Origin of the sequence: Aeromicrobium stalagmiti, assembly GCF_013283745.1 — a bacterium.
Classification (GTDB): Bacteria; Actinomycetota; Actinomycetes; order Propionibacteriales; family Nocardioidaceae; genus Aeromicrobium; species Aeromicrobium stalagmiti.
This window is the reverse complement of sequence record NZ_JABSTZ010000001.1, coordinates 1,712,375-1,736,304: the sequence shown is the minus strand read 5'-3', so window position 1 is coordinate 1,736,304 and position 23,930 is coordinate 1,712,375. Positions and strand designations below refer to the sequence as shown.

General features: G+C 70.5%; 19 protein-coding genes. 12 read left to right on the top strand and 7 right to left on the bottom strand.

What is annotated here, in order from left to right; all coding sequences use genetic code 11:
• Window positions 1-6: 6 nt before the first annotated feature.
• Genes HQK15_RS08555 through HQK15_RS08545 form a run of 3 tightly spaced genes read left to right on the top strand, consistent with a single transcriptional unit; the run spans window position 7 to window position 3,610 of the window.
• A complete protein-coding gene (locus HQK15_RS08555) occupies window positions 7-1,599 on the top strand; it encodes an acyl-CoA carboxylase subunit beta (RefSeq protein WP_367649107.1) in 1,593 nt (530 codons plus the stop codon).
• Window positions 1,596-1,820, top strand: coding sequence for an acyl-CoA carboxylase subunit epsilon (locus tag HQK15_RS08550; RefSeq protein WP_173490929.1), 225 nt, complete (start codon window positions 1,596-1,598; stop codon window positions 1,818-1,820). Before HQK15_RS08555 ends, HQK15_RS08550 begins: the two co-directional genes overlap by 4 nt.
• Window positions 1,821-1,831: 11 nt before the next feature.
• Window positions 1,832-3,610: an acetyl/propionyl/methylcrotonyl-CoA carboxylase subunit alpha gene (locus HQK15_RS08545; RefSeq protein ID WP_173490928.1), complete on the top strand. Its 1,779-nt coding sequence runs from the start codon at window positions 1,832-1,834 to the stop codon at window positions 3,608-3,610.
• Between the two features lie 27 nt (window positions 3,611-3,637).
• Here HQK15_RS08545 and HQK15_RS08540 read toward each other — a convergent pair whose 3' ends face one another.
• The 6 genes from HQK15_RS08540 to HQK15_RS08515 all read right to left on the bottom strand — a co-directional run bounded on the left by HQK15_RS08540 (window position 3,638) and on the right by HQK15_RS08515 (window position 12,223).
• Window positions 3,638-4,015, bottom strand: coding sequence for a phage holin family protein (locus tag HQK15_RS08540; RefSeq protein ID WP_173490927.1), 378 nt, complete (start codon window positions 4,013-4,015; stop codon window positions 3,638-3,640).
• Between the two features lie 41 nt (window positions 4,016-4,056).
• A complete protein-coding gene (locus HQK15_RS08535; RefSeq protein WP_173490926.1) occupies window positions 4,057-5,673 on the bottom strand; it encodes an N-acetylmuramoyl-L-alanine amidase in 1,617 nt (538 codons plus the stop codon).
• A gap of 46 nt (window positions 5,674-5,719) precedes the next feature.
• A complete protein-coding gene (locus HQK15_RS08530) occupies window positions 5,720-8,647 on the bottom strand; it encodes a SpoIID/LytB domain-containing protein (protein WP_173490925.1) in 2,928 nt (975 codons plus the stop codon).
• A gap of 154 nt (window positions 8,648-8,801) precedes the next feature.
• A complete protein-coding gene (locus HQK15_RS08525) occupies window positions 8,802-10,172 on the bottom strand; it encodes an NAD(P)H-quinone dehydrogenase (protein ID WP_173490924.1) in 1,371 nt (456 codons plus the stop codon).
• Between the two features lie 70 nt (window positions 10,173-10,242).
• Complete coding sequence (locus HQK15_RS08520) at window positions 10,243-11,484, bottom strand: HNH endonuclease signature motif containing protein (protein WP_173490923.1); 1,242 nt, start codon at window positions 11,482-11,484, stop codon at window positions 10,243-10,245.
• 88 nt (window positions 11,485-11,572) lie between these two features.
• Window positions 11,573-12,223: a biliverdin-producing heme oxygenase gene (locus HQK15_RS08515; protein WP_173490922.1), complete on the bottom strand. Its 651-nt coding sequence runs from the start codon at window positions 12,221-12,223 to the stop codon at window positions 11,573-11,575.
• Window positions 12,224-12,400: 177 nt separating this feature from the next.
• On the opposite strand from HQK15_RS08515, the gene HQK15_RS08510 reads away from it, so the two are divergent.
• From HQK15_RS08510 to HQK15_RS08485, 6 genes are all read left to right on the top strand, one after another.
• The gene (locus tag HQK15_RS08510; RefSeq protein WP_173490921.1) at window positions 12,401-13,507 is read left to right on the top strand and encodes a heme/hemin ABC transporter substrate-binding protein; all 1,107 of its coding nucleotides are present in this window, start codon (window positions 12,401-12,403) and stop codon (window positions 13,505-13,507) included.
• A complete protein-coding gene (locus HQK15_RS08505) occupies window positions 13,504-14,604 on the top strand; it encodes a FecCD family ABC transporter permease (RefSeq protein WP_173490920.1) in 1,101 nt (366 codons plus the stop codon). Before HQK15_RS08510 ends, HQK15_RS08505 begins: the two co-directional genes overlap by 4 nt.
• Before the next feature lie 4 nt (window positions 14,605-14,608).
• Window positions 14,609-15,409, top strand: a complete 801-nt coding sequence (locus HQK15_RS08500) for a heme ABC transporter ATP-binding protein (protein WP_173490919.1) — start codon at window positions 14,609-14,611, stop codon at window positions 15,407-15,409.
• Window positions 15,388-16,500: a hypothetical protein gene (locus tag HQK15_RS08495; protein ID WP_173490918.1), complete on the top strand. Its 1,113-nt coding sequence runs from the start codon at window positions 15,388-15,390 to the stop codon at window positions 16,498-16,500. The genes HQK15_RS08500 and HQK15_RS08495 overlap by 22 nt, the downstream gene beginning before the upstream one ends.
• Window positions 16,490-17,698, top strand: coding sequence for a hypothetical protein (locus HQK15_RS08490; protein ID WP_173490917.1), 1,209 nt, complete (start codon window positions 16,490-16,492; stop codon window positions 17,696-17,698). The genes HQK15_RS08495 and HQK15_RS08490 overlap by 11 nt, the downstream gene beginning before the upstream one ends.
• Before the next feature lie 85 nt (window positions 17,699-17,783).
• Window positions 17,784-20,051: an Ig-like domain-containing protein gene (locus tag HQK15_RS08485; protein ID WP_173490916.1), complete on the top strand. Its 2,268-nt coding sequence runs from the start codon at window positions 17,784-17,786 to the stop codon at window positions 20,049-20,051.
• A gap of 63 nt (window positions 20,052-20,114) precedes the next feature.
• On the opposite strand, the gene HQK15_RS08480 is transcribed toward HQK15_RS08485, so the two are convergent.
• Window positions 20,115-20,678 carry a TetR/AcrR family transcriptional regulator gene (locus HQK15_RS08480; RefSeq protein WP_173490915.1) on the bottom strand — a complete coding sequence of 188 codons (564 nt, stop codon included), beginning with the start codon at window positions 20,676-20,678 and terminating at the stop codon, window positions 20,115-20,117.
• 18 nt (window positions 20,679-20,696) lie between these two features.
• Here HQK15_RS08480 and HQK15_RS08475 point away from each other — a divergent pair, with 18 nt between their 5' ends.
• The 3 genes from HQK15_RS08475 to HQK15_RS08465 are packed head-to-tail and all read left to right on the top strand — an operon-like array spanning window position 20,697 to window position 23,913.
• Window positions 20,697-21,488, top strand: coding sequence for a purine-nucleoside phosphorylase (locus HQK15_RS08475; RefSeq protein WP_367649106.1), 792 nt, complete (start codon window positions 20,697-20,699; stop codon window positions 21,486-21,488).
• Entirely contained in the window at window positions 21,488-22,273 is a 786-nt protein-coding gene (locus HQK15_RS08470) for an NAD-dependent epimerase/dehydratase family protein (RefSeq protein ID WP_173490913.1), read from the top strand. The genes HQK15_RS08475 and HQK15_RS08470 overlap by 1 nt, the downstream gene beginning before the upstream one ends.
• 11 nt (window positions 22,274-22,284) lie before the next feature.
• Window positions 22,285-23,913: a phospho-sugar mutase gene (locus tag HQK15_RS08465; RefSeq protein ID WP_173490912.1), complete on the top strand. Its 1,629-nt coding sequence runs from the start codon at window positions 22,285-22,287 to the stop codon at window positions 23,911-23,913.
• Window positions 23,914-23,930 lie beyond the last annotated feature (17 nt).

The following is a 23,930-nucleotide window of genomic DNA, read 5'->3' as shown; positions in this document are numbered from 1 at the left end:
GTGCATGTGTCGATCGACGACATCGAGATCAAGCCCGAGCTGCACACGACGGCGGGCAAGCTCGCCGACTTCATCGAGCGGCGCGACACCGCGCTCGTCGAGATGGCGGAGCGGGCCCACGAGAAGCAGAGTGCGCGCGGACGCCAGAGCGCCCGCGAGCGCATCGACCAGCTGCTCGACGAGGGCTCGTTCGTCGAGCTCGACGCGCTGGCCAAGCACCGCTCGACCGACTTCGGCCTGGAGAAGAACCGGCCGCTGGGCGACGGTGTCATCACCGGCTACGGCACGATCGACGGCCGCCAGGTCTGCGTGTTCAGCCAGGACTTCAGCGTCTTCGGCGGATCGCTCGGCCAGGTCTACGGCGAGAAGATCGTCAAGGTCATGGACCTGGCGATCAAGACCGGCTGCCCGATCATCGGCATCAACGAGGGCTCCGGCGCGCGCATCCAGGAGGGCGTCGTCTCGCTCGGCCTCTACGGCGAGATCTTCAAGCGCAACGTGCACGCGTCGGGCGTCATCCCGCAGATCTCGCTCATCATGGGCGCCAACGCGGGTGGCCACGTCTACTCCCCCGCCGTCACCGACTTCGTGATCATGGTCGACAAGACGTCCAACATGTTCATCACCGGTCCCGACATCATCAAGACCGTCACCGGCGAGGAGGTCTCCATGGAGGACCTCGGCGGTGCCCGCGCGCACAACACCAAGAGCGGCAACGCCCACTACATGGGAGCCGACGAGGAGGACGCGATCGAGTACGCCAAGGCGCTCGTCTCGTTCCTGCCGCAGAACAACATGGAGGAGGCGCCGGTCTACGACGAGGTGGCCGACCTCGAGCCCAACGAGACCGACCTCGCTCTCGACACGCTGATCCCCGACTCGGCCAACCAGCCGTACGACATCAAGACCGTGATCGAGACGATCGTCGACGACGGCGACTTCCTCGAGGTCATGCCGCTGTTCGCCCAGAACCTCGTGATCGGCTACGGCCGGGTCGAGGGGCGCAGCGTCGGCATCGTCGCCAACCAGCCGATGCAGCTCGCGGGCTGCCTCGACATCGACGCGTCCGAGAAGGCCGCCCGGTTCGTCCGCACGTGCGACGCGTTCAACATCCCCGTGCTCACGTTCGTCGACGTGCCCGGCTTCCTGCCCGGCACCGACCAGGAGTGGAACGGCATCATCCGGCGCGGCGCCAAGCTCATCTACGCCTACGCCGAGGCCACCGTCCCGCTCATCACGATCATCACCCGCAAGGCCTACGGCGGCGCCTACGACGTCATGGGCTCCAAGCACCTGGGCGCCGACCTCAACCTGTCGTGGCCGTCGGGCCAGATCGCGGTCGTCGGTGCGTCCGGCGCGGTCGGCATCCTCTACCGCAAGGAGCTCGCCGCGTCCGACGATCCCGAGGCGCTGCGGGCCCAGCTCATGACCGAGTACGAGGACACGCTCTGCAACCCCTACCTCGCGGCCGAGCGCGGCTACATCGACGCGGTCATCGAGCCGTCGCAGACCCGCGCCGAGATCGTCAAGGGGCTGCGGCTGCTGCGCACCAAGCGCGAGACCCTGCCGCCCAAGAAGCACGGGAACATCCCCCTGTGAGCGGCACGCCCGTCCTGCGGGTCGTCAAGGGAGACCTGACGCCCGAGGAGCTCGCCGCGCTCGTCGCGGTCGTGGCCGTCCGCAACGCGGCGGCGGCCAACGCCGCCGCGGCGGGCAAGCCCACGCTGCGCAGCGAGTGGGGTCACCCCGCTCGCCAGGTCCGCACCCCCCACACCTTCGGCCCCGACCAGTGGCGCCGCACGGCATTCGCATCGAGATGAATGGAACACCCATGACTGAGCTCAAGCCCCTCGCCAAGGTCCTCGTCGCCAACCGCGGCGAGATCGCCGTCCGTGTCATCCGAGCCTGCAAGGACTCCGGCATCGGCAGCGTCGCCGTCTACGCCGAGCCCGACCGCGACGCCGTGTTCGTGCGCCTCGCGGACGAGGCCTACTCGCTCGAGGGCTCCACGCCCGCCGAGTCCTACCTCTCCATCGAGAAGATCCTGGCCGTCGCCGAGCGCTCCGGCGCCGACAGCGTGCACCCCGGCTACGGCTTCCTGGCCGAGAACGCCGAGTTCGCCCAGGCCGTGATCGACGCCGGACTGATCTGGATCGGTCCCCCGCCGGCCGCGATCGAGAGCCTCGGCGACAAGGCCAAGGCCAAGCAGATCGCCCTCAAGGCCAACGCCCCGCTGGCTCCGGGCACCAAGGACGCCGTCAAGGACGCCGACGAGGTCGTCGCCTTCGCGCAGGAGAACGGCCTGCCCGTCGCGATCAAGGCCGTGTTCGGCGGTGGCGGACGTGGCCTCAAGGTCGCCCGCACCCTCGAGGAGATCCCCGAGCTCTACGAGTCGGCCGTCCGTGAGGCCGTCAGCGCCTTCGGCCGCGGCGAGTGCCTCGTCGAGAAGTTCCTCGACAAGCCGCGCCACGTCGAGACCCAGTGCCTCGCCGACTCCCACGGCAACGTCGTGGTCATCTCGACCCGCGACTGCTCGCTGCAGCGTCGTCACCAGAAGCTCGTCGAGGAGGCGCCCGCGCCGTTCCTGAGCGACGACCAGATCGAGCGCCTCTACGCCTCGTCGAAGGCCATCCTCAAGGAGGCCAACTACGTCGGCGCCGGCACCTGCGAGTTCCTCGTCGCCGCCGACGGCACGATCAGCTTCCTCGAGGTCAACACCCGCCTGCAGGTCGAGCACCCGGTCTCCGAGGAGGTCACGGGCATCGACCTGGTGCGCGAGATGTTCCGCATCGCCGCCGGCGAGGAGCTCGGCTACGGCGACCCCGAGATCCGCGGCCACTCCATGGAGTTCCGCATCAACGCCGAGGACGGCGGCCGCGGCTTCCTGCCGGCCCCCGGCACCCTCACCAAGTGGGCTCCCCCGTCGGGCCCCGGCGTGCGTCTCGACGGCGGCTACGAGGAGGGTGAGACGATCCCCGGGTCGTTCGACTCCCTGGTCGCCAAGCTCATCATCACCGGCACCTCCCGTGAGCAGGTCCTGGCCCGCTCGCGTCGCGCCCTCGACGAGTTCGTCGTCGACGGCATGCCGACCGTCATCCCGTTCCACCGCTCGGTCGTCGACGACCCCGCGTTCACCGCGGCCGACGGCGACTTCACGGTCTACACGACGTGGATCGAGACCGACTACGTCAACGAGCTCGAGCCCTACGCCGGTGCGTCCGAGGACGCAGAGCCCGGCGAGCGCGAGCGCGTCACCGTCGAGGTCGGCGGCAAGCGCGTCGAGGTCGTCCTGCCCGGCGGGCTGGGTGCCTCGGCAGTCGCCGCCGGCGGCGCCAAGAAGGCCAAGCGCAAGGCCGGCAAGGCTGCCGGCGCTGCGGCGTCCGGCGACTCGCTGGTGGCCCCGATGCAGGGCACCGTCGTCAAGGTCACCGTCGAGGAGGGTCAGACCGTCTCGGCCGGCGACCAGATCATCGTCGTCGAGGCCATGAAGATGGAGCAGCCCATCAACGCCCACAAGGACGGCGTCGTCACGGGTCTCACCGTCACCGTCGGAGGCCCCATCGGCTCGGGCGAGGTCGTCGCCGAGATCAAGGACGCAGCAGCCGAGTAGCTGCCGGCGCGTTCCGCCCGCCCTCGGTCACTGCGACTTGGGGGCGGGCGCCGAGCTGTCGACCTCGCCGTAGGCCACGCCGGCCGCCCACACGATCAGGGTGACGCCGAGCCAGGTGCCCCAGCCGTCGATGAAGAATCCGGACTCCGGCACGACGACCTCGGTGAGCAGCAGCCCCAGGAACGTCAGCACCAGACCCCCGAGGATCGTGTAGCCACGGGCGAAGCGGTTGACCGTGTTGACCACGATGCCGCGCAGCAGCACCGTCAGCGCCGTGAAGAGCACGACCGCGACGAGGAACCAGCCGAAGCGGATGTCGAACCTGTCGAAGATCCATGCGGCGAAGCCCAGGGAGACGGCATTGGCGGCGGCCGAGATCGCGATGGACTTCAGGAGGTCGGGCATGGTCTGAGTATCCCAGACCTGACCGGCCCGAACGCCTCGCCTCACGACACGTAGACGCTCACGTAGCCGCTGGCCTGCCGGGTCAGGTGGCCGTGCGCGAACCAGGCCCGGTAGCGGTCGCCGGAGATCTTGGTCTGGCGCCGGGTGGGCGCCCCGAGCGCACTCTTCTCCTGCCCGAGATCGCGGTACGTGGCGTCGATCGCGCCCCACAGGGCATAGCCCCGGGTCGACGAGCGCTTGACCCGGTAGATCGACCCGTCGGCGAAGCGCTGGGCCCGCATGCTGTCGCGGCTCGTCGCCTCGGTGGTGCTGATCGGGACGCCGAGGGCACCGGTCTGCTCGCCCACGGCGGCGTACTCGGTGCGGAAGTAGTCGCCGATCGAGAACGTCCCTGCGGGCGAGGAGTAGATATCGACCTTGCCCAGCCGTGCCTTGCGGCCTCCGTCACCCGTCGTGAAGGGGTACTCGCCGACCTTGACCGGCCCCGTCACGGCGCTGGTGAGCTTCTGGAAGCGGGTCTTGATGTCCGAGCGGTAGCCGGAGACGTAGGCTGCCACGCGGTCACGCAGGCCGCCATCGTCGCTGAGCCAGTCGTACGCAGCCTGGCCCGGGCAGGCCGTCCCGACCACGTTGCGGTGGCCCGCGATGCGGTTGAGGCGGTACAAGCCGATGCCGTACGTGCCGACCGCCGGGTGGAACGTCGTGCCGATGCGCCAGCCGATCAGGCGGACCATGGCGTCCTTGGTCGCGGCGGTCGGCTCCGACGAGGTGAAGGTGCCCATCATGGAGACGCCCATCGTGGAGGTGTTGACGGTCTTGTCACCGGCATGGGCGCCGCGCACCGGCTGGTCGACGCCACCGTTGCGGCCCTCGAAGATCTGGCCGTACCGGTCGACCAGGAAGTTGTAGCCGATGTCGCACCAGTCGCGGCCGTTCATGTGATACGCCTGCACCGCTCGCACGATCGAGGCGGACTGGGACTTGCTGTAGCTGTTGCTGCCTGCCGTGTGGTGCACCACGACGCCACGGCTCTCGTTGCCGGTGCGCGGGGAGTCGCAGAAGGTGTTCTTCTTCGCGCCCCAGCCCGAGCGGGAGATGATCGCCGGCCTCGGCGTGTAGGTCGGCGACCCGTCGGCGGCCTGGGTCACCGCAGTGCCCGTGCGGTCGTACGCGGCGGTGCTCGCGGTCGCGGTCTCCGCCGCCGTGGTGCCGGGGTCGATCGTCGAGACCTCGAGGTCGTCGGGCCGGCCGCCCGTCGGGCTGGTCACCCGCACGGCCACCCCGTCGGACTCGCCCGCCCACAGCGGCTCGGTGCCGTCTCGGCCACCCTCACCCTCGTCGCTCTCGACGTGCAGCTCCTCCCAGGCCCCCCAGGTGCCGTCGGTGCGCAGGCGCACCTCGACGACCATGCCCGCGTCGTCGAAGCCGCGCTTCCACGTCACGCCCACGAGCCCGAAGTCGTCGGTGCGTCGGGCCGGCAGCTCGGCCACGACGTCGCCAGCAGCGTCGTCACGGACGGCCGGCACGGCGGCCGCGCCGACGTCGACGGCCTCGACCCGCTGCTGCGCCTGGTCGATCGGCAGCTCGTCGGCCTGGGCCACGTACGTCATGGAGCCGGCCAGCACGAGCCCGGCGATCGTCCCCGAGATGAGTCGCATCCACCGACCCTAGCCGCAGAACCTGAAGAGGCAACCGCGCTCAGGTCTAGGGGAAGCGGAACCAGTTCGACTTCAGGCCGAACGCCCAGCGAGCGTCGTCACCCGAGATCGACACCGTCCTGGACGACCCCACGAGGCTGATCGAGGTGACGCGTCCGCCCCAGTCGCCGGCGCCGGTGCGCTGGGTGACCTTGAGCTGCTTCAGCGTGCCGATCGACGGGTAGGCCCGCTGAATCGTCGACGCCGCGACAGTCGTCGTCCACGCGTGGTTGGCGTTGCCGGACCAGTTGTCGTACGGGTCGCTGACGGCCTTGAGATAGGGCTGCGAGCCCTTTGCCGTGTAGCCGCCTGACGACGACGAGAACTGCGTGAAGGCCGGTGTCCCGCCGTACGTGAGGATCTTGCCGCCGGTCGCGCGCACGGCGGCGTCGGTCGACGCCGTCTCCCGCGAGGCGCCACCGTAGACCTGGCACGCGGTCGTGCTGCAGATGTCGTAGTAGCGGCTCGACGTGATGCTGCGCACGCCGTAGGTCCGCGCCGCGACGGCCTGCGCCTTGAGCGCCTCGGCCTCCCAGCCCGACGGCATCTCGGCCGCGATGACGCCGCGCACGTAGTGGTCGATGGGCAGCACGTTGACGGTGTCGCGGGCCGTCGAGCCCTTCGACGGCAGCGCCGAGCGGATCGCCCCGCGATACTTGACCGTCGACCCGTTGGGCATCACCAGGGCGATGCGGGACGGGCCCTCGAGCTGGCCGTCACCCGTCCAGCGGATGCCCTTGTAGCTCGCGTAGCCGCCGGTCGTGCGGTACTGCAGCGTCGACTGGGTCTTCCTCGACGACACCTGCACGATGCGCCAGGTCGTGACCTTCGCACCGCCGATCGTGGTCGGCAGGGCGGCCTTGAACGAGCTCGAGAGCTTGCGGAAGACCAGGCCCGAGCCCGCCACGACGTCGACCGCGTCGGTCGTGTCCTGGGAGATCAGCACCCGGATGTTGCCCGACTTCGATGCCAGCTTCGTGCCCGGGTAGTAGGTCGACAGGATCTTGGAGTACGAGACGCCCTTGCGGGCCGCGCCCTGCGCGCCGTACTGGCTCATGCCGATGCCGTGGCCGTAGCCGTGGCCCGAGATCGCGATCTTGCCCGAGCTCGAGACGCTCGCGGTGTTGCCGACCGACGGCGTCGCCGTGGTGAGGTCGAAGCCCTTCAGGGACGACCAGCTGCCGCTGCCCGCGCTGTTGGCGGCCCGCACCTTGACGTAGTAGTCGGTGCCGGAACGGGAGGTGAGGTTGGACAGCAGGGTCGTGGTGGACGTGCCGACGTCGACCCACTCCGCGCACGAGGTCGAGGTCTTGGTGGCCAGCAGGCAGACGTCGTAGCCGGTCGCACCGCTCACCGCTGCCCAGCGGATGCGCGCGGAGTGCGACCCGGCCGAGACGGTGACGCCGGTGACCGCGGCCGGCCTCGCGACCGTCACGGCCTTCAGCTCGACCTTCTTGGGCGTGACCTGCCACGCCGTGGTCGCCGAGCCTGAGGCGTCGACGGCCCGCACCCACACGTAGGTCGTTGCGCCGGCCTTGAGCCCCTCGACCGTCGCCGTCGGCGAGGCGGTGGCCTTCTGGGTGATGCACCCGGTGCCACAGGTCGTCGGGCGGGTCGACGACGTCGAGGTCTGCACCTGGTACGTCGCGGCGCCCGAGGCGGCACGCCACGCGAGGGTGAACCCGGTGGTGGTCACGTCCGAGACGACGCGTCCGGAGACCTCGGCCGTCACGGTGCCGGTCGCGAGCTTGGACTCGACGCTGTCGCGCAGGCCACCCTTCTCCGACAGCCAGGCGTAGGCCGCGTTGCCCGGGCACTCGGTGCCGACGACGTTGCGGTGACCGGCGATGCGGTTGAGCGTCTTGCCGCCGAGCGAGTAGGTGCCCTTGGCCTTGAGCCCGTACGACGCGAAGCGCCAGGCGACGAGGTCGGTGACGGCGGACTTCATGGCATCCGAGGGCTTGGTGGTGCTGAACGTCCCCATCAGCGAGACGCCCATCGTCTCCTGGTTGACGGCGTCGTTGCCCGAGTGGGCCGCGCGCACCGGCTTGGTCGTGCCACCGGCGCGGCCCTCGAAGATCTGGCCGTACTTGTCGACCAGGAAGTTGTAGCCGATGTCGCACCAGTTGCGGCTCTTCATGTGATAGGCCTGCGTGGCCTTGACGATCGCCTTGGACTGCGCCTTGGTGTAGGTGTTGTTGCCGGCCGTGTGGTGGATGACGGCGCCGCGAGTGGTCTTGCCGTAGATGGGGCTGTCGCAGCCGCTGGAGCTGCTGGCGCCCCAGGAGGCACGCGAGACGATCGACGGCTTCGCGACCGTCGCGGCCTGCCGTACGGCCACGGCCGGGGAGACCGCCGAGGCGGTCGAGTCGTCGGCGTCGGCCTCGGGATCGATCGTGCTGAGCGACAGCCCGCGCGGCTTGGCGTCGCCAGCGGAGGCGACTCGCACCTGCGCGGCATCGGCGGAGCCGACCCACTGGGGCTCGGTGCCGGCGCGGCCACCCTCCTCGGGGGCGGGATCGGTGTGCAGCTCCGTCCACGCCGACCACTCGCCGTCGGCACGCCAGCGCGCCTCGACGTACGTGTCGGACTCGTCGAGGCCGCCCTCCCACGTCACGCCGAGCATCGCGAACGGCTTCAGGTCGGTGCTCTTCAGCTCGGCGACGATCGTCTCGTCGCCGGTGTGGCCGTGACCGTCGTGGTCCTGGGCCGACTTCGGGGCCGGCGCAAGATCGGCGGGAGCCCGGGTCGGGATGTCGCTCTGGGTGACCTGGGCGGGCTTCGCGGGGGCGGCCGGGGCCACGACAGCACCGGGGGCGCCGCCGGTGACCTGGGTGCCGTCGGCCTGAGCCGCTGAGGGCATCAGGACGCCGAAGGTCGCCGCAGCAGCAGCAATGAGGCACGGCGTACGCCGAGCCACGCGCCTGGAGAGCATGGGGGAAGTCCAATCCTGTGGCAGGTGTGACTGGTGTGACTGATGAGGTTGCCGGTCGATTATGCCCACAGTTTTTCCCAGAATGCGACTGAAAAACCGAAGATCGCCGAACTACAACCGTGTCATTCCTGCAATCGCAACAACCGCTCTGACGTCAGACCAGCGGGTGCAGACGCCGGGCCGCTTCGGCGACGGACCCGGACATCGACGGGTAGACCGTGAACGCGTCAGCCACCTGGTCGACGGTCAGCGAGGCCGACACGGCGATCGACAGCGCGTGGATCAGCTCGCTCGCCTTGGGGCCGACGACGACACCGCCGACCACCACGCCCATCCCCCGGCGGGAGAAGATCTTGACGAAGCCGTCGTGGACGCCCTGCATCTTCGCGCGGGCGTTGCTGGCCAGCGGGAGCATCGCCATGTCGATCTGCAGGTCACTCTCCTCGACCTGCTTCTGCGACATGCCGACGGTCGCGATCTCGGGCGACGTGAAGACGTTGCTGGACACCTTGCCGAGGTCGAGCGGATGCACGGCGTCGCCGAGCAGGTGCGACATCGCGATGCGTCCCTGCTGGGCGGCGACCGAGGCGAGCATCAGCACGCCGGTGCAGTCACCGGCAGCGTAGATGCCGCGGACGCTCGTGCGCGACACCCGGTCGACCTTGATGAAGCCGTGGTCGTCGAGCACCATGCCGAGCGCCTCGAGACCAAGACCCTCCGTGTTGGGGATCGAGCCGAGGGCGAGCAGGCAGTGGGAGCCCGAGACCGTCCGGCCGTCGGTCAGCGTGACCAGGACGCCGTCGTCGGTGCGCTCGACCGACGCCATCCGGGAGTTGCCCATGACGGTCATGCCGCGACGGGTGAAGACGTCCTCGATGACGTTGGCGGCGTCGACGTCCTCGCCCGGGAGCACCCGGTCACGGCTGGACACGAGGGTCACGGCTGCACCGAGGCCGTTGTAGGCACTGGCGAACTCGGCGCCGGTGACGCCCGACCCGACCACGATCATGTGCTCGGGCAGCTCCTGCAGCGCGTAGACCTGCTCCCAGGTCAGGATGCGCTCGCCGTCGGGCTGCGCGTCGGGGCTGACCCGTGGGTGCGCACCGGTCGCGACCAGGATCGCGTCGGTGTCGACCCGCTGCTGCCCGTCGGCCGTCTCGACGACCACCGTGCCCGCGCTCTCGATCGTCGCGGTGCCCGCGATCATGACGACGTTGCTCGCGGCGAGCCGGTGCGCGATGTCGGTCGACTGCGCCTGCGCCAGGCGCAGCACGCGGGCGTCGACCGTGGCCAGGTCGGCGCGGACCGAGGTCGGCACCTGGACGCCCAGCTCGGCGGCGCTGCTGACCTCGGTGAGCAGGTCGGACGTCGCGATGAGGGTCTTGCTGGGCACGCAGTCGGTGAGGACCGTCGAGCCGCCGATGCCGTCACGCTCGATCAGTGTCACCTCGGCACCCAGTCTCGAGGCGACCAGCGCCGCCTCGTATCCACCAGGTCCGCCGCCGACGATCGTCACATGAGTCACGCGCTCATTGTCGCGCACCGGCACCTGACGAAGCGAATCGCGAACGACTCCTTGCTCAACTGGCGCGCCGTTATTGGCGTTGGTGGCCGGGGTCTCGTCCGGGGAGGACGGGTGGTGGGGTGGATCGGTATTGGTGGCCGGTGGGGGTGTTCCAGGTGGTGGTGGTTCCGGTGGTGGTGATGGTCCAGCCGGGTTGGTGCTTGATGGTGTGGGATCTGACGCAGAGCCCTTGACCGTTGTCGGCGACGGAGAGGCCGCCGTGCTCGAAGGCGTGGATGTGGTCGTCGTGGCGGATCTTGGCGTCGCAGCCGGGTTGGCGGCAGCGGCGGTCGCGGGTGCGGATGTGGGCGGAGGTGGTGCGGGTGAAACGCCGCCGGCGCGGTTCGCGGACCAGGAGTGTGCCGTCGGCGGGGTCGACGAACAGGCGGCGGATGGACGCGGTGCGGGCCTTGGCGATGATCTCGTCGGCAACGTCAGGGCTGATGGGTCCGTAGCCGTCGAGCTCGACCGGTGTGTCACCACCTGCGACGAGGGTCTTGGCGTCGAGGACGAGGTTGATCTCGACGGCGACGTCGTCGGCGAATGCTTGTCCGGTGACGCGTTCGACGAGGGTGCCGGTCATGATCTGCCCGCGTGATCTGGGGTCTCCGGTGGATCTGAGTCCGGTGGCCCAGTCGTCGAGGGCCCGGTGGGCGGCGACGATCTGCTCAGCCGGGCCCCGGACCCTCAGGTGGGCGATGCCGTCGGCGTCGGGGTGCAGGGTGACCCGGGCATCGGCCCGGTTGCGGCGGGCCCTTTCGTGGGCGGCCTCAGCGTCGATCCCGATCACGACCCTGGCTGCGGCGTCACGGGCCTGTGCGGTCGTCATGCCGGTGATCTTCGCGGCGATCTCCCCATCAGCCACCACGTCATCATCCACGTGCAGCGACTGGGTCTCCCGGGCCACGGCACGTGCGGTGGCCTCGCTGATGGCGCCGGTCAGGAACAGGTCGAACACCTTCGGCAACCGGGTCATCCCCAGAGCGAGCTCGACCTGCGTGCCCGCCGCCGTCGGCCCGATCATCCTTGCCATCGACACCTCGCCGATCACCGACAGGGTCGGATCGCCGTGACCCAGGCCCATCTTCCGGGCGCGTTCACGATGCAGCAGGGCGACCTGGCGGACCTGCTCGGCCTGAGCGGCACGGATGGTCCGGTCGAGCTCACGGATCGCATCGACCCGGACCGCGTCGACCTCCAGAGTCGGCTCCCCAGCGAAGTCGTGCGCCCGCACGTGACCCAGCAGGTCAGCGGTGGCGACGTCCTCGAACATGCTTCAACCCTAGAGGCCACCACTGACACCAACCCCCTGCGATCACAGCAGTTTCCACAGCCCCCGGACGACCCGGGATCGGGCGACGTCAGCGCCGGTAGACGTCGAGATAGGTCGTCATCTCGGCGAAGATGCCGCCGTTCAGACCGAAGACGGCCTTGACCTCGTCGAGCACCCGCTGACGGTCGAGGTCGTCGAGAGGCAAGGCGTCGAGACGGGCCCGATAGGCATCCTTGTAGAGCTTGGGCTTGGGGACCGCGGCGAACTCGTAGAACGCGACCCCCGCGCCGTCGAGGTCGAACTCGCGACCGAGGATCCGTCCGATCGCCTGGCCACCCGACAGGTCACCCAGGTAGCGCGTGTAGTGGTGGGCGATGAAGAGCCCGCCCCAGCTCGTGGACTTCTGGATGCGGGCGACGTACGCGTCGGTCGCCGGGCTGGCGACGACGGTGCTCCCCCAGTGCTCGATGTCGGCGTCGATCGCGGCGAGACGCTCGATCGACGGATCGATGACGGCGGAGGCCAGCGGATCGTCGGCCAGGGCACGGGCCGCGGTCTCCAACGCCTCGTAGACCCGGCGGAGCAGACCGAGGAAGTGCGCATAGCCGGCCTCGTCGATGCGGCCGGCCAGCAGCTCGGACATGAAGCTCGACCCCTCTGCCGCCGTGTGCTCGGCCTGCGAGCCCGTGCGCAGCAGCGTCGACAGGGACGTCGCCTGGTTCTCGGCGGTCACGGTCATGGTCGGCTCCTGCGTCGTGGGTGATGACGTGCTCAAGGTTATGACACATCGTCAGCATGTGCTGACAGTCTGTCATGATATAAGTCACAGTATGGATAGGCAACCCTAATAAATATTAGCGTCACCTTACTTCACGGTCGGGAGATCGCGAAGCCCTCCGGATCGAAGGAACCCCCTGTGTCCCGCCCCGCCCTCCGCACTGCGCGACGTGTCGCCGCGCTTCTGCTCGTCGCCGGCTTCGTCGCATCGTGCGGCGCCACGCCTGGCGGCAACGCCACCGGCAGCGATGGCTCTGCCGCGATCGACCTCGCCGCCGCCACCGTCCTCGACGACCCCAAGGCGTACGAGGGCGAGACCCACGCCTCCCTCGCTAGCAGCGCGATCGACCCGGTCACCGACTCCCCCGACCAGGACCTGCCGGTCACCGTCACGGACGCCCAGGGCACCCGGGTCACGATCACCGACACCAGCCGCATCCTGGCGCTCGACATCTACGGCACGCTCTCGCAGACCGTGTTCGAGCTCGGGCTCGGCGACCAGGTCGTCGGCCGCGACATCTCGACCCAGTTCGCCGAGGCGGCAAAGCTGCCGCTCGTCACGAGCAACGGGCACGACCTCAACGCCGAGTCGATCCTCGAGCTCGACCCCACGGTCATCATCACCGACACGTCGCTCGGTCCGTGGGACGTCATCCTGCAGATGCGCGACTCGGGCATACCGGTCGTGGTCACCGACTCTCGTCGCAGCCTCGACAACCTCGGGTCACTGACGCGGGAGGTCGCCGCCGCGCTCGGCGTCCCGGCCGAGGGCAAGCAGCTGGCCCAGCGCATCAAGGCCGAGGTCACGGCGACCCAGGCCGAGATCGCGGCGATCGCGCCGTCGTCCGTCCAGGACAAGCTGCGGATGGTCTTCCTCTACGTGCGCGGGCAGGCCGGTGTCTACTACATGTTCGGAAAGGGCTCGGGCGCCGACGGGCTCGTCGAGGCGCTCGGTGGCTACGACGTCACCCAGGAGATCGGCTGGAACGGGATGAAGCCCGTCAACGACGAGGCCATCATCTCGGTCCAGCCCGACCTCGTCATCATGATGTCGAAGGGCCTGGAGTCAGTCGGCGGCGTCGACGGGCTGCTCGATCGCCTGCCCGCGATCGCCAACACCCCGGCCGGTCAGAACCGGCGCATCGTCGACATGCAGGACAGCCAGGTCCTGAGCTTCGGCCCTCGCACCGCCGAGGTGCTCAACTCGCTCGCCGTGGCGATCTACGCGCCGGAGTCGATGCAGTGACGGCCACCCTCGTCTCGCGCGCCGGCACGGCCGTCCGCCCGGCTCCCTCCCTCCCCCGTCGCCACCCCGTCCGTGCCACAGCGCTGTTCGTCGTCCTCGGGGTCGGCCTCGTGCTGCTCACGGTCTATGCGGCCGGACGCGGACAGCTCGCGATCCCCGCCCACGAGGTGTGGGGCTCGATCCTGCATCGCATCGGCCTCGACCGGGGCACGCTGCCGACGCACCCGCAGGGCGACAACACGCTCTGGCAGGTGCGGTTCCCGCGCATCGCCCTGGCGATCGTCGTCGGTGCGGCGCTCTCGACCGCGGGGGCCCTCATGCAGGGCGTCTTCGGCAACCCGCTGGCCGAGCCGAGCGTCGTCGGCGTGTCCACCGGTGCTGCCTTCGCCGCTGCGATCGTCATCGTGTTCCAGATCCAGCTCATCGGCAGCTGGACCGTGGCCCTGTTCGCGTTCGTCGGTGGCCTCGTCACGACGCTGCTGGTCTACGCGCTGTCCCGGGCCGACGGCCGCACCGAGGTCGTGACACTCGTCCTGACCGGCATCGCCGTCAACGCGGTGTGCGCCGCGGGCCTCGCCCTGATGATCTTCCTCGGCGACACGCAGGAGCGCGAGCAGATCGTGTTCTGGCAGCTCGGCAGCCTCAACGGCAGTCGTTGGCAGCACGTCGGGGTCGTCGCGCCGTTGGTCGTCGTGGGCCTCGCCGGAGCAATGCTCATGGCCCGCCGGCTCGACGTGCTCGCCCTGGGCGACCGCGCCGCCCGGCACGTGGGCATCGACGTCGAGCGGCTGCGGCTCGTCGCGATCGTGCTGGTCGCGCTGCTCACCGCCGCCGCGGTCTCGTTCGCCGGCATCATCGCGTTCGTGGGGCTCGTGGTCCCCCACCTGATCCGGATGCTCGTCGGCCCGGGTCATCGTGTGCTCGTCCCGGCCAGCGCCTTGGCCGGTGCCGTCCTGCTGCTCCTGGCCGACCTCATCGCCCGCACGGCGATGACCGGCGCCGACCTTCCCATCGGGATGCTGACGTCGCTCGTGGGCGGACCGTTCTTCTTCTGGCTCCTGCGCCGCACGCGCAGGACCGCCGGTGGATGGGCGTGACCCGGTGACGCTCCGACTGACCCACGTCTCCGCCGCTCTCGGCGGCCACCAGATCCTGCACGACGTGACCCTCGAGATCGTCCCCGGCGAGCTCGTCGCACTCGTCGGACCCAACGGCGCAGGCAAGACGACCCTGCTGAGCGTCATGGCCGGCGACATCGAGCCGACCGACGGCGAGGCTGTGCTCGACGGCACGCGCCTTCGAGGGTGGAAGGTCGCGGCGCTCGCCCGCGAGCGAGCCGTGCTCCCCCAGGAGCAACGTCTGGCCTTCGGCTTTCGCGTCGTCGACGTCGTGCGCATGGGACGCGCCCCCTGGGCCCGTCTGCCCGAGGAGGATCTCGACGACGTCGTCGTCGCCGACTCGATGGAGCGCACCGACGTCCTCACCCTGGCCGAGCGCTCGTTCCCGACCCTGTCCGGCGGGGAGAAGGCGCGGACGTCCTTCTCCCGCGTGCTGGCCCAGCAGACGCCGCTCGTGCTGCTCGACGAGCCGACCGCCGCGCTCGACATCCGCCACCAGGAGCAGGTGCTCGCACAGGCCCGTCGCCTCGCTGCCGACGGTCACGCCGTCGTCGCGGTGCTGCACGACCTGACCGTCGCGGCTGCCCACGCCGACCGCATCTGCGTCCTGGCGAACGGTCGGCTGCACGCCGACGGCGCCCCCCGCGACGTGATCACGCCCGAGATCCTCGCCGAGGTCTATGGACACCCGGTCGACGTCATCGACCACGCGAGCCGCCTCGTCGTCCTCCCCCACCTGATCACCCACACCGAGGAGTCGTCATGCGCACCCGTGCTCTCCTGACCCTCGCGGCCGTCGCCGCGAGCACCCTGCTCGTCCCGTTGCCGGCGCAGGCCGCCGCCCGGGTCACCGTCGCCAACGACCAGGGCTCGACCGCGATCGACCCGGAGTACGCCACCAGGATCTCGGTCCGGGGCGCGGGCTTCCAGTCGATCAAGGGCGGCCACGGTGGCGTCTACGTCTTCTTCGGGACGGTGAGCGGCACCTGGCGCCCCAGCAAGGGCGGTCAGGTCGGCGCCGACTACCGCTACGTCCCCGACAGCGAGGCGAAGAACAACCAGGGCTTCCAACGATTCGTCGCCTTCCCCGGCAGCGACACCGCCGGCGCGGCGAACGGCGGCACGATCGCAGCCGACGGGACCTGGTCGACGTCGATGACCGTGCCCGGTGCCACGTTCAGGACCGTCGACCGCGCCGGCAAGGTCGTGACGGTCGACTGCCGCAAGGTCACGTGCGGCGTCATCACGATCGGCGCACACGGCGTCAAGAACGCCCGCAACGAGACCTTCACCCCGGTGTCGTTCTCGTCCCTCGACCGCCAGGCACCGCCGACGGACGCGGCCGCCGAACCGCAGACGGCTGCAGACGATCCGAGCACGGACGACAAGGCCTCGACCCGGGCCAAGGCTGCCGACGCTGCGGCTGCCGTCGACACGAGCACGGCGGTCGTCGGCCGGGTGCTGTCGTTCACCGGCAGTGGGTTCACCCCCGGGGAGCAGGTCGTCGCGACGCTCGACGACGGGCGTGCTGCGGTCGGGCCGCTCGCTGCGGGTGCCTCGGGCGAGATAGCCGGCGTCCTCCAGCTGCCGGCGGGCACGACCGCCGGCACCCACGTCCTGCGCCTGACCGGCGCGGCCTCAGGGGCAGCACCGACGGTCAACTTCCCGATTGCGGCCGACACGGCCGCCATCGCCGACGAGGCGGACGGGCTCCCGACCTGGGTGCCCTTCGCGTTCGTCGCCGTCGCAACGCTCGCCCTGCTCAGCGCCGTGTCGTTCGCGGCGATGCGCGTCCGCTCGCTCCGCAGGCGGCACCGCACCACCGACCGGCCCCACGGCACGGCTCCGACGGGAGAGGCCGCTCATGCGCTCTGAGATCCGAACGGCCCTGGCCGCTCTCGTGGCCGTCGCTGTCGTGCTCGTCACGGCCTCGGCGACGGTCGCTGCCACCCCGCGACCTGCCTTCACGGTGAGCGACGCCCAGCTGCGCTGGGGCTTCAACAACGAGTCGAACAACCGTGCGTTCGCACCAGGGACCTTCAACTTCTTCTCGGCCGGCAAGATCGCCAATCCAGGACGCGGCGGGGTCACCCTCAAGGAGTCGGGCTGGGACGCCTCGACCGGCGACGTCCGCATCGAGAAGTTCTCCGCCTCGTCCTCGTCGTGGTCGCTCGCCACCTGGGCGGGTCTTCGGACGGACTCGAGGGGCGCCGCGATGGCGGGCACCAACGGGCCGTTCAGCAACCACGAGGTCGTCGTCGACGGCGGCACGGGCGCGGTCGACCCTGATGCGGGGACGGCGACGATCCGGTGGACGGGGTCGTTCACGGTGCTCTACTACTCCGGCTACAGCTTCTTCTACGTCACCGACCCCGAGCTGACGGTGAAGGACGGCGTCGGCACCCTCACCGCCACGCTCAGCGGCTACGGCTCCTCGATGACGGACCTGGACCGGTGGGAGGCGATCGAGCCGGTCGACGACGTGGTGCTCGCCCGGCTCGGCGCCGTGGACCTCGACGACGGCCGCGGCTTCGACGCGACACCCGCATACCGGGGCGTCGAGGTCGACCTTCCGGCCGACCAGACCCAGCAGGTGCGATCGGGTGATGCATGGGGCTCGTTCCCCCAGTCGTTCATCGACTACCAGGTCTCGTCGGGGTCCGGCTCGTACTGGTACGCGAGCGGTGGCTCGACCGATGCCCACAAGGTCGCCCTGCCCGTGACGGTGAGCTACTCCGCCGACGAGCCGGTCGAGACCGACGATCCGCCGACGACCGGAGGGGGCACGACGACCCCGACCAACGACGCGGTCGATCGACCTGCCCAGACCCCGGCCGCTCCCCCCGCGGTGACCTCACCGCCGATCGACGCTCCCGTCACCTCAGCAGCCGTCAGGGCCGACGCCGGTCTGACCCGGGTGCAGCCAATGTCGACCGTGCTCGGTGCCGCACCACCGCCGGAGGGCCCGCGGACCAGACCGGTCTGGATCCTCGGCGGCGCACTCCTCGGGGCCGCCGTCGTGGCCGGTGCCAGCCCGTTCGCCTACGCCGCCGCTCGTCGCCGAGCGACCTGACCCACTCGTTCCGGCGCGTCCACGACGTCGCCGTCCCCGTCTCTCCCCGGCACCTCCGCGGAGATCCCCCGAAAGGAAGCACACGATGTCCCCCTTCACCACCCGGCTGCGGAGCCGGCTGCTGGCGCTGACAGCCGCCGGCGCACTGGCCGCCGGCACGCTCGCGGTCACGACCACACCGGCCCAGGCCGCCCCGGAGACGATCGACAACGCGACGTTCACCTGGGGTGTCAGCGGCTACGCCCAGGACGGCATCTTCGGCCCGTGGACGTTCAAGGACTTCACGGGTGACGCCTCGTACCTGCAGGGCAACGTCGCGACCGCCCCGGTCAACCCGACCCCGCAGACCGAGTACGTCGTCGACCCGGTCCCGGCGACGTCCTTCCCGACGTCCAAGGCCGGCAAGGCGCCCAACGCGGTGAAGTTCACCGGTGGGGACGGCACGATCGATCGTGCGACCGGCACGGCCGACCTCGAGTGGTCCGGCAGCTACACGGTCAACGCCTACCCCGCGATCTACAACGCCCCCAACGAGATCTACAGCGATCCGTCGCTCACGGTCGACGCTGACGGTTCGGGCCGCCTCGAGGCCGAGTTCACCATCGGCGCCGGCACCTCGATGACCGGTGAGGCGTTCCCCGAGCAGAGCTTCGGCCGGCTGACCATCGCGACGTTCGATGCCGGCTCGCTGAGCGCCAAGACGCCTCGCGGCTATCGCGTCACCCCCGACTACCAAGGTGTCGAGGCCACGATCCCCGCGGGCCAGGCCCAGCAGAACCGCACGTGCACGGCAGCCGAGGGCACGACCGGATGGTGGGGCGCATGGCCGCAGGAGCTCATCACCGCCCTCTCCAGTCACGTCTCGGGCCAGTCGGTGCTCGCCCACTTCTACTCGACCGGGTGCGGCGGCAAGCAGGACAACAAGCCGCCGCTGCCGATCGACGTGAAGTTCCCGACCGACCAGGGCGAGGTGACGATCTCGCAGAGCGTCTTCGACAACGACGCCGAGGAGACCGTGACGGTCACCGGGACCGGGTTCAACCCGGCCCTGTCCGCCGGCAACACCCAGCCGCCGTTCGCCGGCAAGGCGTCCGGCCTCTACATCGCCTTCGGCCGCTTCGCCGATCCGTGGGACCCCACCCTCACCCCGGCGCCGCCGAGCTCGAACCGGGGCCTCGGCGATCCGCAGACCCGCAACGGTCGCAGCGTGAAGTGGGCCGTCCCGAGCAGCTCGTTCCCTGGAGCACCCGCCCAGGACCCGAGCGCGGCGTCGTACACCGAGCTAGCGGCCGACGGATCGTTCTCCACGAGCCTCACGGTCAAGAAGAGCGACATCACCAAGGACTCGGGCAGCTGGGGCATCTACACCTACCGCGCCGGCAACGCCGCCGTGCCCGAGTACTCGACCTTCACCCCGATCTCGTTCGTCGACAAGGACACGACGACCGTCGACCTGGACCGGTCCGCCTACAGCGGCACCGAGGGCACGGCCACACCCGTCATCACCGACGTCTCCGTCCCGTCCGGTGACGCAGCGGCCGGTGAGGTCGAGCTGGAGTACACCGCAGACGGCGCCGGGAGCGGCGACGTCGTGGACACGGCCACGCTCGGCGACAACGGCCGCGCGACGCTCGAGCTCCCGGCGAGCATCGAGGCCGGCGAGGGCGACCTGAAGGTCACCTACCTCGGCAGCGACAGCGCCTTCGGGTCCACCTCCGAGTCGGTCCCGGTCACGATCGAGGAGGCTCCCGTCGAGCCTGCCGAGACCACCCTCTCGGTCGTCGGGGTCGCCGCGTCGTCGCCGTACGGCGCGGCCCGTACCGCGAAGGTCACGGTCGACACCGAGGACGGCGCGCCGACCCCCACGGGAAGCGTCACCGCGAAGATCGGCTCGACGACGGTCGGCACCGGCGTGCTGGACGGCGCGGGAGTCGCGACGCTGGCCCTGTCACGCACGACCGACGTCGGTGCGAGATCAGTCGTCTACTCCTACGCCGGCGACGAGGCCAACCACGGCTCGTCGACGACCACGTCGCTGACCATCACGGCGGCGAAGGTCGCCGCGACGCGCGGCAGCACGACGAAGCCGACCACCAGGAAGGCCGGGCGGACCACCGTCTACCTCAAGGCCCTGACGGGCGGCGTCACGCCGTACGGCACGGTCACGGTCACGTTCAAGAAGTCGGGCCAGTCGACCAGGACCAAGACGAAGTACGTCTCCGCCGGCCGGGCGGACGTCACGATCCCGAAGCTGGCCAAGGGCACGTGGAAGGTCTCGGTGAAGTTCGCGGGCAACGCACGCTTCGCCCGAACTGCGACGACCGCTGCAGGATCGTTCACGGTCACGAAGTAGGCGTCACCGACGTCACGGCGGCGGGCTCCCTCGGGGCCCGCCGTCGGTCGTGCCGGCGACCTGTCAGCCGGCGCCGAGAGCGCGCATGACGAACACCTCGACCGCCCCGGCCGCGACACGCCTGTTCTGCAGGGTCGTGTGGACGAGCGACATCGTCGACTCGACGTCGTCGACCGCGAAGTCACCCGTCGCGCGTCCGTCGTCGATGATCGTGCGCAGGACGGCCTCGACCGCCATGACGTGCTCGCGGATCTGGGCCAGGGACTCGCGCGAGAGCATCGCGTAGAGCTCGGGTCCGAAGCCGAAGTGGAACTCCTCGGACGAGCTGAGGTGCTCGCGCACGTAGATCCGCATGGCATCGGCCGGGTCGGTGGCCGGCTCCAGCGCATCGGCGAGCCGGGCCAGGTAGCGGTCGGTCTCCTCGCTCGCGAACGCCACGACGACGGCGTCCTTGTCGGCGAAGTGGTTGTAGATGACGGTCCGCCCGATGCCGGCCTCCGAGGCCAGATCGGCCATCGTCAATGCGTCGAACGACCGCTCGGCGAGCAGCGAGGTGAGTGCCTCGAAGACGCGGCGGCGGGTCTGCTCGCGATGCTGCTCGAGCGAGCCACCAATGATCTTCGGCATTGTCGTAATGTACGGCAGGTGAGCACCTCTGAACTCGCCCGACAGGCCGCCGACGCACTCCGAGAGCGCACGGGCGGAGGTGACCACGACATCGCCCTCGTGATGGGCTCGGGCTGGCTCCCGGCCGCCGACGCACTGGGCGCTCCCGACCACGAGGTGCCCCTGGCCGAGCTGCCCGGATTCAGCGCACCGGCCGTCGCCGGCCACGGCGGGACGGTCCGCTCGGTGACCCTCGGCGACAAGCGTCTGCTGATCTTCCTGGGCCGCACGCACTACTACGAGGGCAAGGGCGTCGCGGCCGTCGTCCACGGCGTCCGGACCGCCGCCGCGGCCGGGGTCAAGACCCTCGTGCTGACCAACGGCTGCGGCGGGCTCAACCCTGCCTGGTCCCCCGGCACGCCCGTGCTCATCAGCGACCACATCAACATGACGGCGACCTCGCCCCTCGAGGGAGCGAACTTCGTCGACCTCACCGACCTCTACTCCTCGCGGCTGCGCGCCCTGTGCAAGGAGGCCGACCCGAGCCTCGACGAGGGCGTCTACGTGCAGCTGCCCGGCCCGCACTACGAGACCCCCGCCGAGATCGGCATGGTCCGCGCGATCGGCGGCGACCTCGTCGGCATGTCGACGACGCTCGAGGCGATCGCTGCGCGCGCCGCGGGGCTCGAGATCCTCGGCATCTCGCTGGTCACCAACGCAGCCGCCGGCATGACGGGCGAGCCGCTCAACCACGAGGAGGTCCTCGAGGCCGGCAAGTCCGCCGCGACCCGCATGGGTCAGCTCCTCGGCGACGTCCTCCCCCGGATCTGATGAAGGTCCTCGTCACGGGCGCGGGCGGCTCGATCGGCCGCGCGCTCGGACGAGGACTCCCCGGCCTCGGTCACGACCTCCGGGGTCTCGATCTCGTGGGCGATCCGGCCCCCGGCTACCAGCACGACTGGGTGGTCGGCGACTGCCTCGACCCGGACGTCGTCGACGCGGCCGTCCGTGGCGTCGACGCCGTGGCGCACTTCGCCGGCGATCCCGACGAGGGCTCCCTGCCGTCCTCCCTGGAGTCCCACGTGCACACCACGGCCCGCCTGCTCGAGGCGATGCTGCGCCACGGCGTCGACCGCATCGCCTATGCCAGCAGCAACCACGCGGTCGGCCGAACGCCGCACGACCGGCCCCTGACGACGTCGGTCCGACCACGACCCGACACGTTCTACGGCACGGCCAAGGTCGCCGCCGAGGCGCTGCTCAGCCTCTACGTCGACCGGTTCGCGATCAGCGCCGTCGCGATGCGGATCGGCACCTGCGTCGCCGAGCCGACCACGGTCCGCGAGCTCTCCACCTGGCTGTCGTTCGACGACGCGGTGCGGATGGTCGACGCCGCGATCAGGACCCCCGCTCCGGGGTACACCGTGGTGCACGGCACCAGCGCCAACACCCGGGGCTGGTGGGACCTCGCCCCCGGACGGGCGATCGGCTTCGACCCGCAGGACGACGCCGAGCACTTCGCCGGGTCGATCGCGGCCCGCACCCAGGACCCCGACGAGAACGCACTCGTCGGGGGCCCGCTCGCCCTCGACGACCTCGTCCGACCCGCCTTCTGAAGGGAATCACCGTGACCGACGACCTCCTCACCCGTGCGCACGACTGGCTGAGCCAGGACCCCGACCCCGCCACCCGCGCCGAGCTGCAGGACCTGCTCGACGCGGGCGACACCGCCGGGCTCGAGGACCGCTTCTTCGAGCGGCTCCAGTTCGGCACCGCCGGTCTGCGGGGCGCGCTCGGCGCAGGCCCCAACCGGATGAACCGGGTCATCGTGGCGCAGGCCGCCGCGGGCCTCGCGGCCTACCTCCTCGAGCACGCTGCCGACGGCCGGGCGCCGTCGGTCGTCGTCGGCTACGACGCCCGGCACAACAGCGACGTGTTCGCCCGTGACACCGCCGAGATCATGGAGGGCGCGGGCGTCCACGCCTTCCTGCTGCCGACCCACCTGCCGACCCCCGTGCTCGCCTTCGCGATCCGTCACCTCGGCTGCAGCGCCGGGGTCATGGTGACGGCGTCGCACAACCCGCCGCAGGACAACGGCTACAAGGTCTATCTCGAGGACTCCAGCCAGATCGTCCCGCCCGCCGACGCCGAGATCTCCGACGCGATCGACGCGGTCGGTCGCGTCGACGAGATGCCGCGCAGCGAGGCGTACGAGACGCTGGGACCCGAGGTCGCCGAGGCGTACGTCGAGGCCGTCGTGGCGCTGCCCGGTGACGGCCCCCGCGACGTCGTCGCCGTCTACACGCCGATGCACGGCGTCGGGCGCGACACCCTGGTCGAGGCCGTCGCCCGGGCCGGCTTCCCGGCGCTGCACGTCGTCCCGGCCCAGGGCGACCCCGACCCGAACTTCCCGACCGTCGTGTTCCCCAACCCCGAGGAGCCGGGCGCGATGGACCTCGCGCTCAAGCTCGCGTCCGAGGTCGGCGCCGACATCATCGTCGCCAACGACCCCGACGCCGACCGGTGCGCCGTCGGCGTGAGGGACGGCGAGTCGTACCGGATGCTCTCCGGCGACCAGGTCGGTGCGCTGCTCGCGGACTTCCTGCTCGCGCGCGGCGTCACCGGCACCTATGCCGCCTCCATCGTCTCGTCCGACCTGCTGGGACGCCAGGCCGCCGCCCACGACCAGCCGTGGGAGCAGACCCTCACCGGCTTCAAGTGGATCGGCAAGATCCCGACGCTCGCGTTCGGCTACGAGGAGGCGCTCGGCTACAGCGTCGCGCCCGACATCGCGCGCGACAAGGACGGCGTCTCGGCGATCATCACGGTGCTCGAGCTCGCGGCGCAGCTGAAGGCCGAGGGGCGCTCGCTCATCGACCGGCTCGACGACATCTACCGCCAGCACGGCCTGCACGCCACCGCGCAGCTGTCGGTGCGGGTGGAGGACCTCTCGATCATCTCCCGCGCGATGGACGTCCTGCGCACGTCGCCCCCGGCGGTGCTCGGCGGCCTCGCCGTGACGTCGGTCGACGACCTCGCCGAGGGCTACCACGGCCTGCCGCCCACCGACGGCATCCGCCTCGGCCTCGACGGCGGGGCGCGCATCATCTGCCGTCCGTCCGGCACCGAGCCCAAGCTCAAGTGCTACATCGAGGTGGTCATCGGGGTCGACGACTCCATCGAGGCCGCCCGCTCGATGGCGGACGGTCAGATCGCCGGCATCAAGACCGACCTCGCCGAGGCGCTCGGGATCTAGCCGGATCCGCGTGCGGG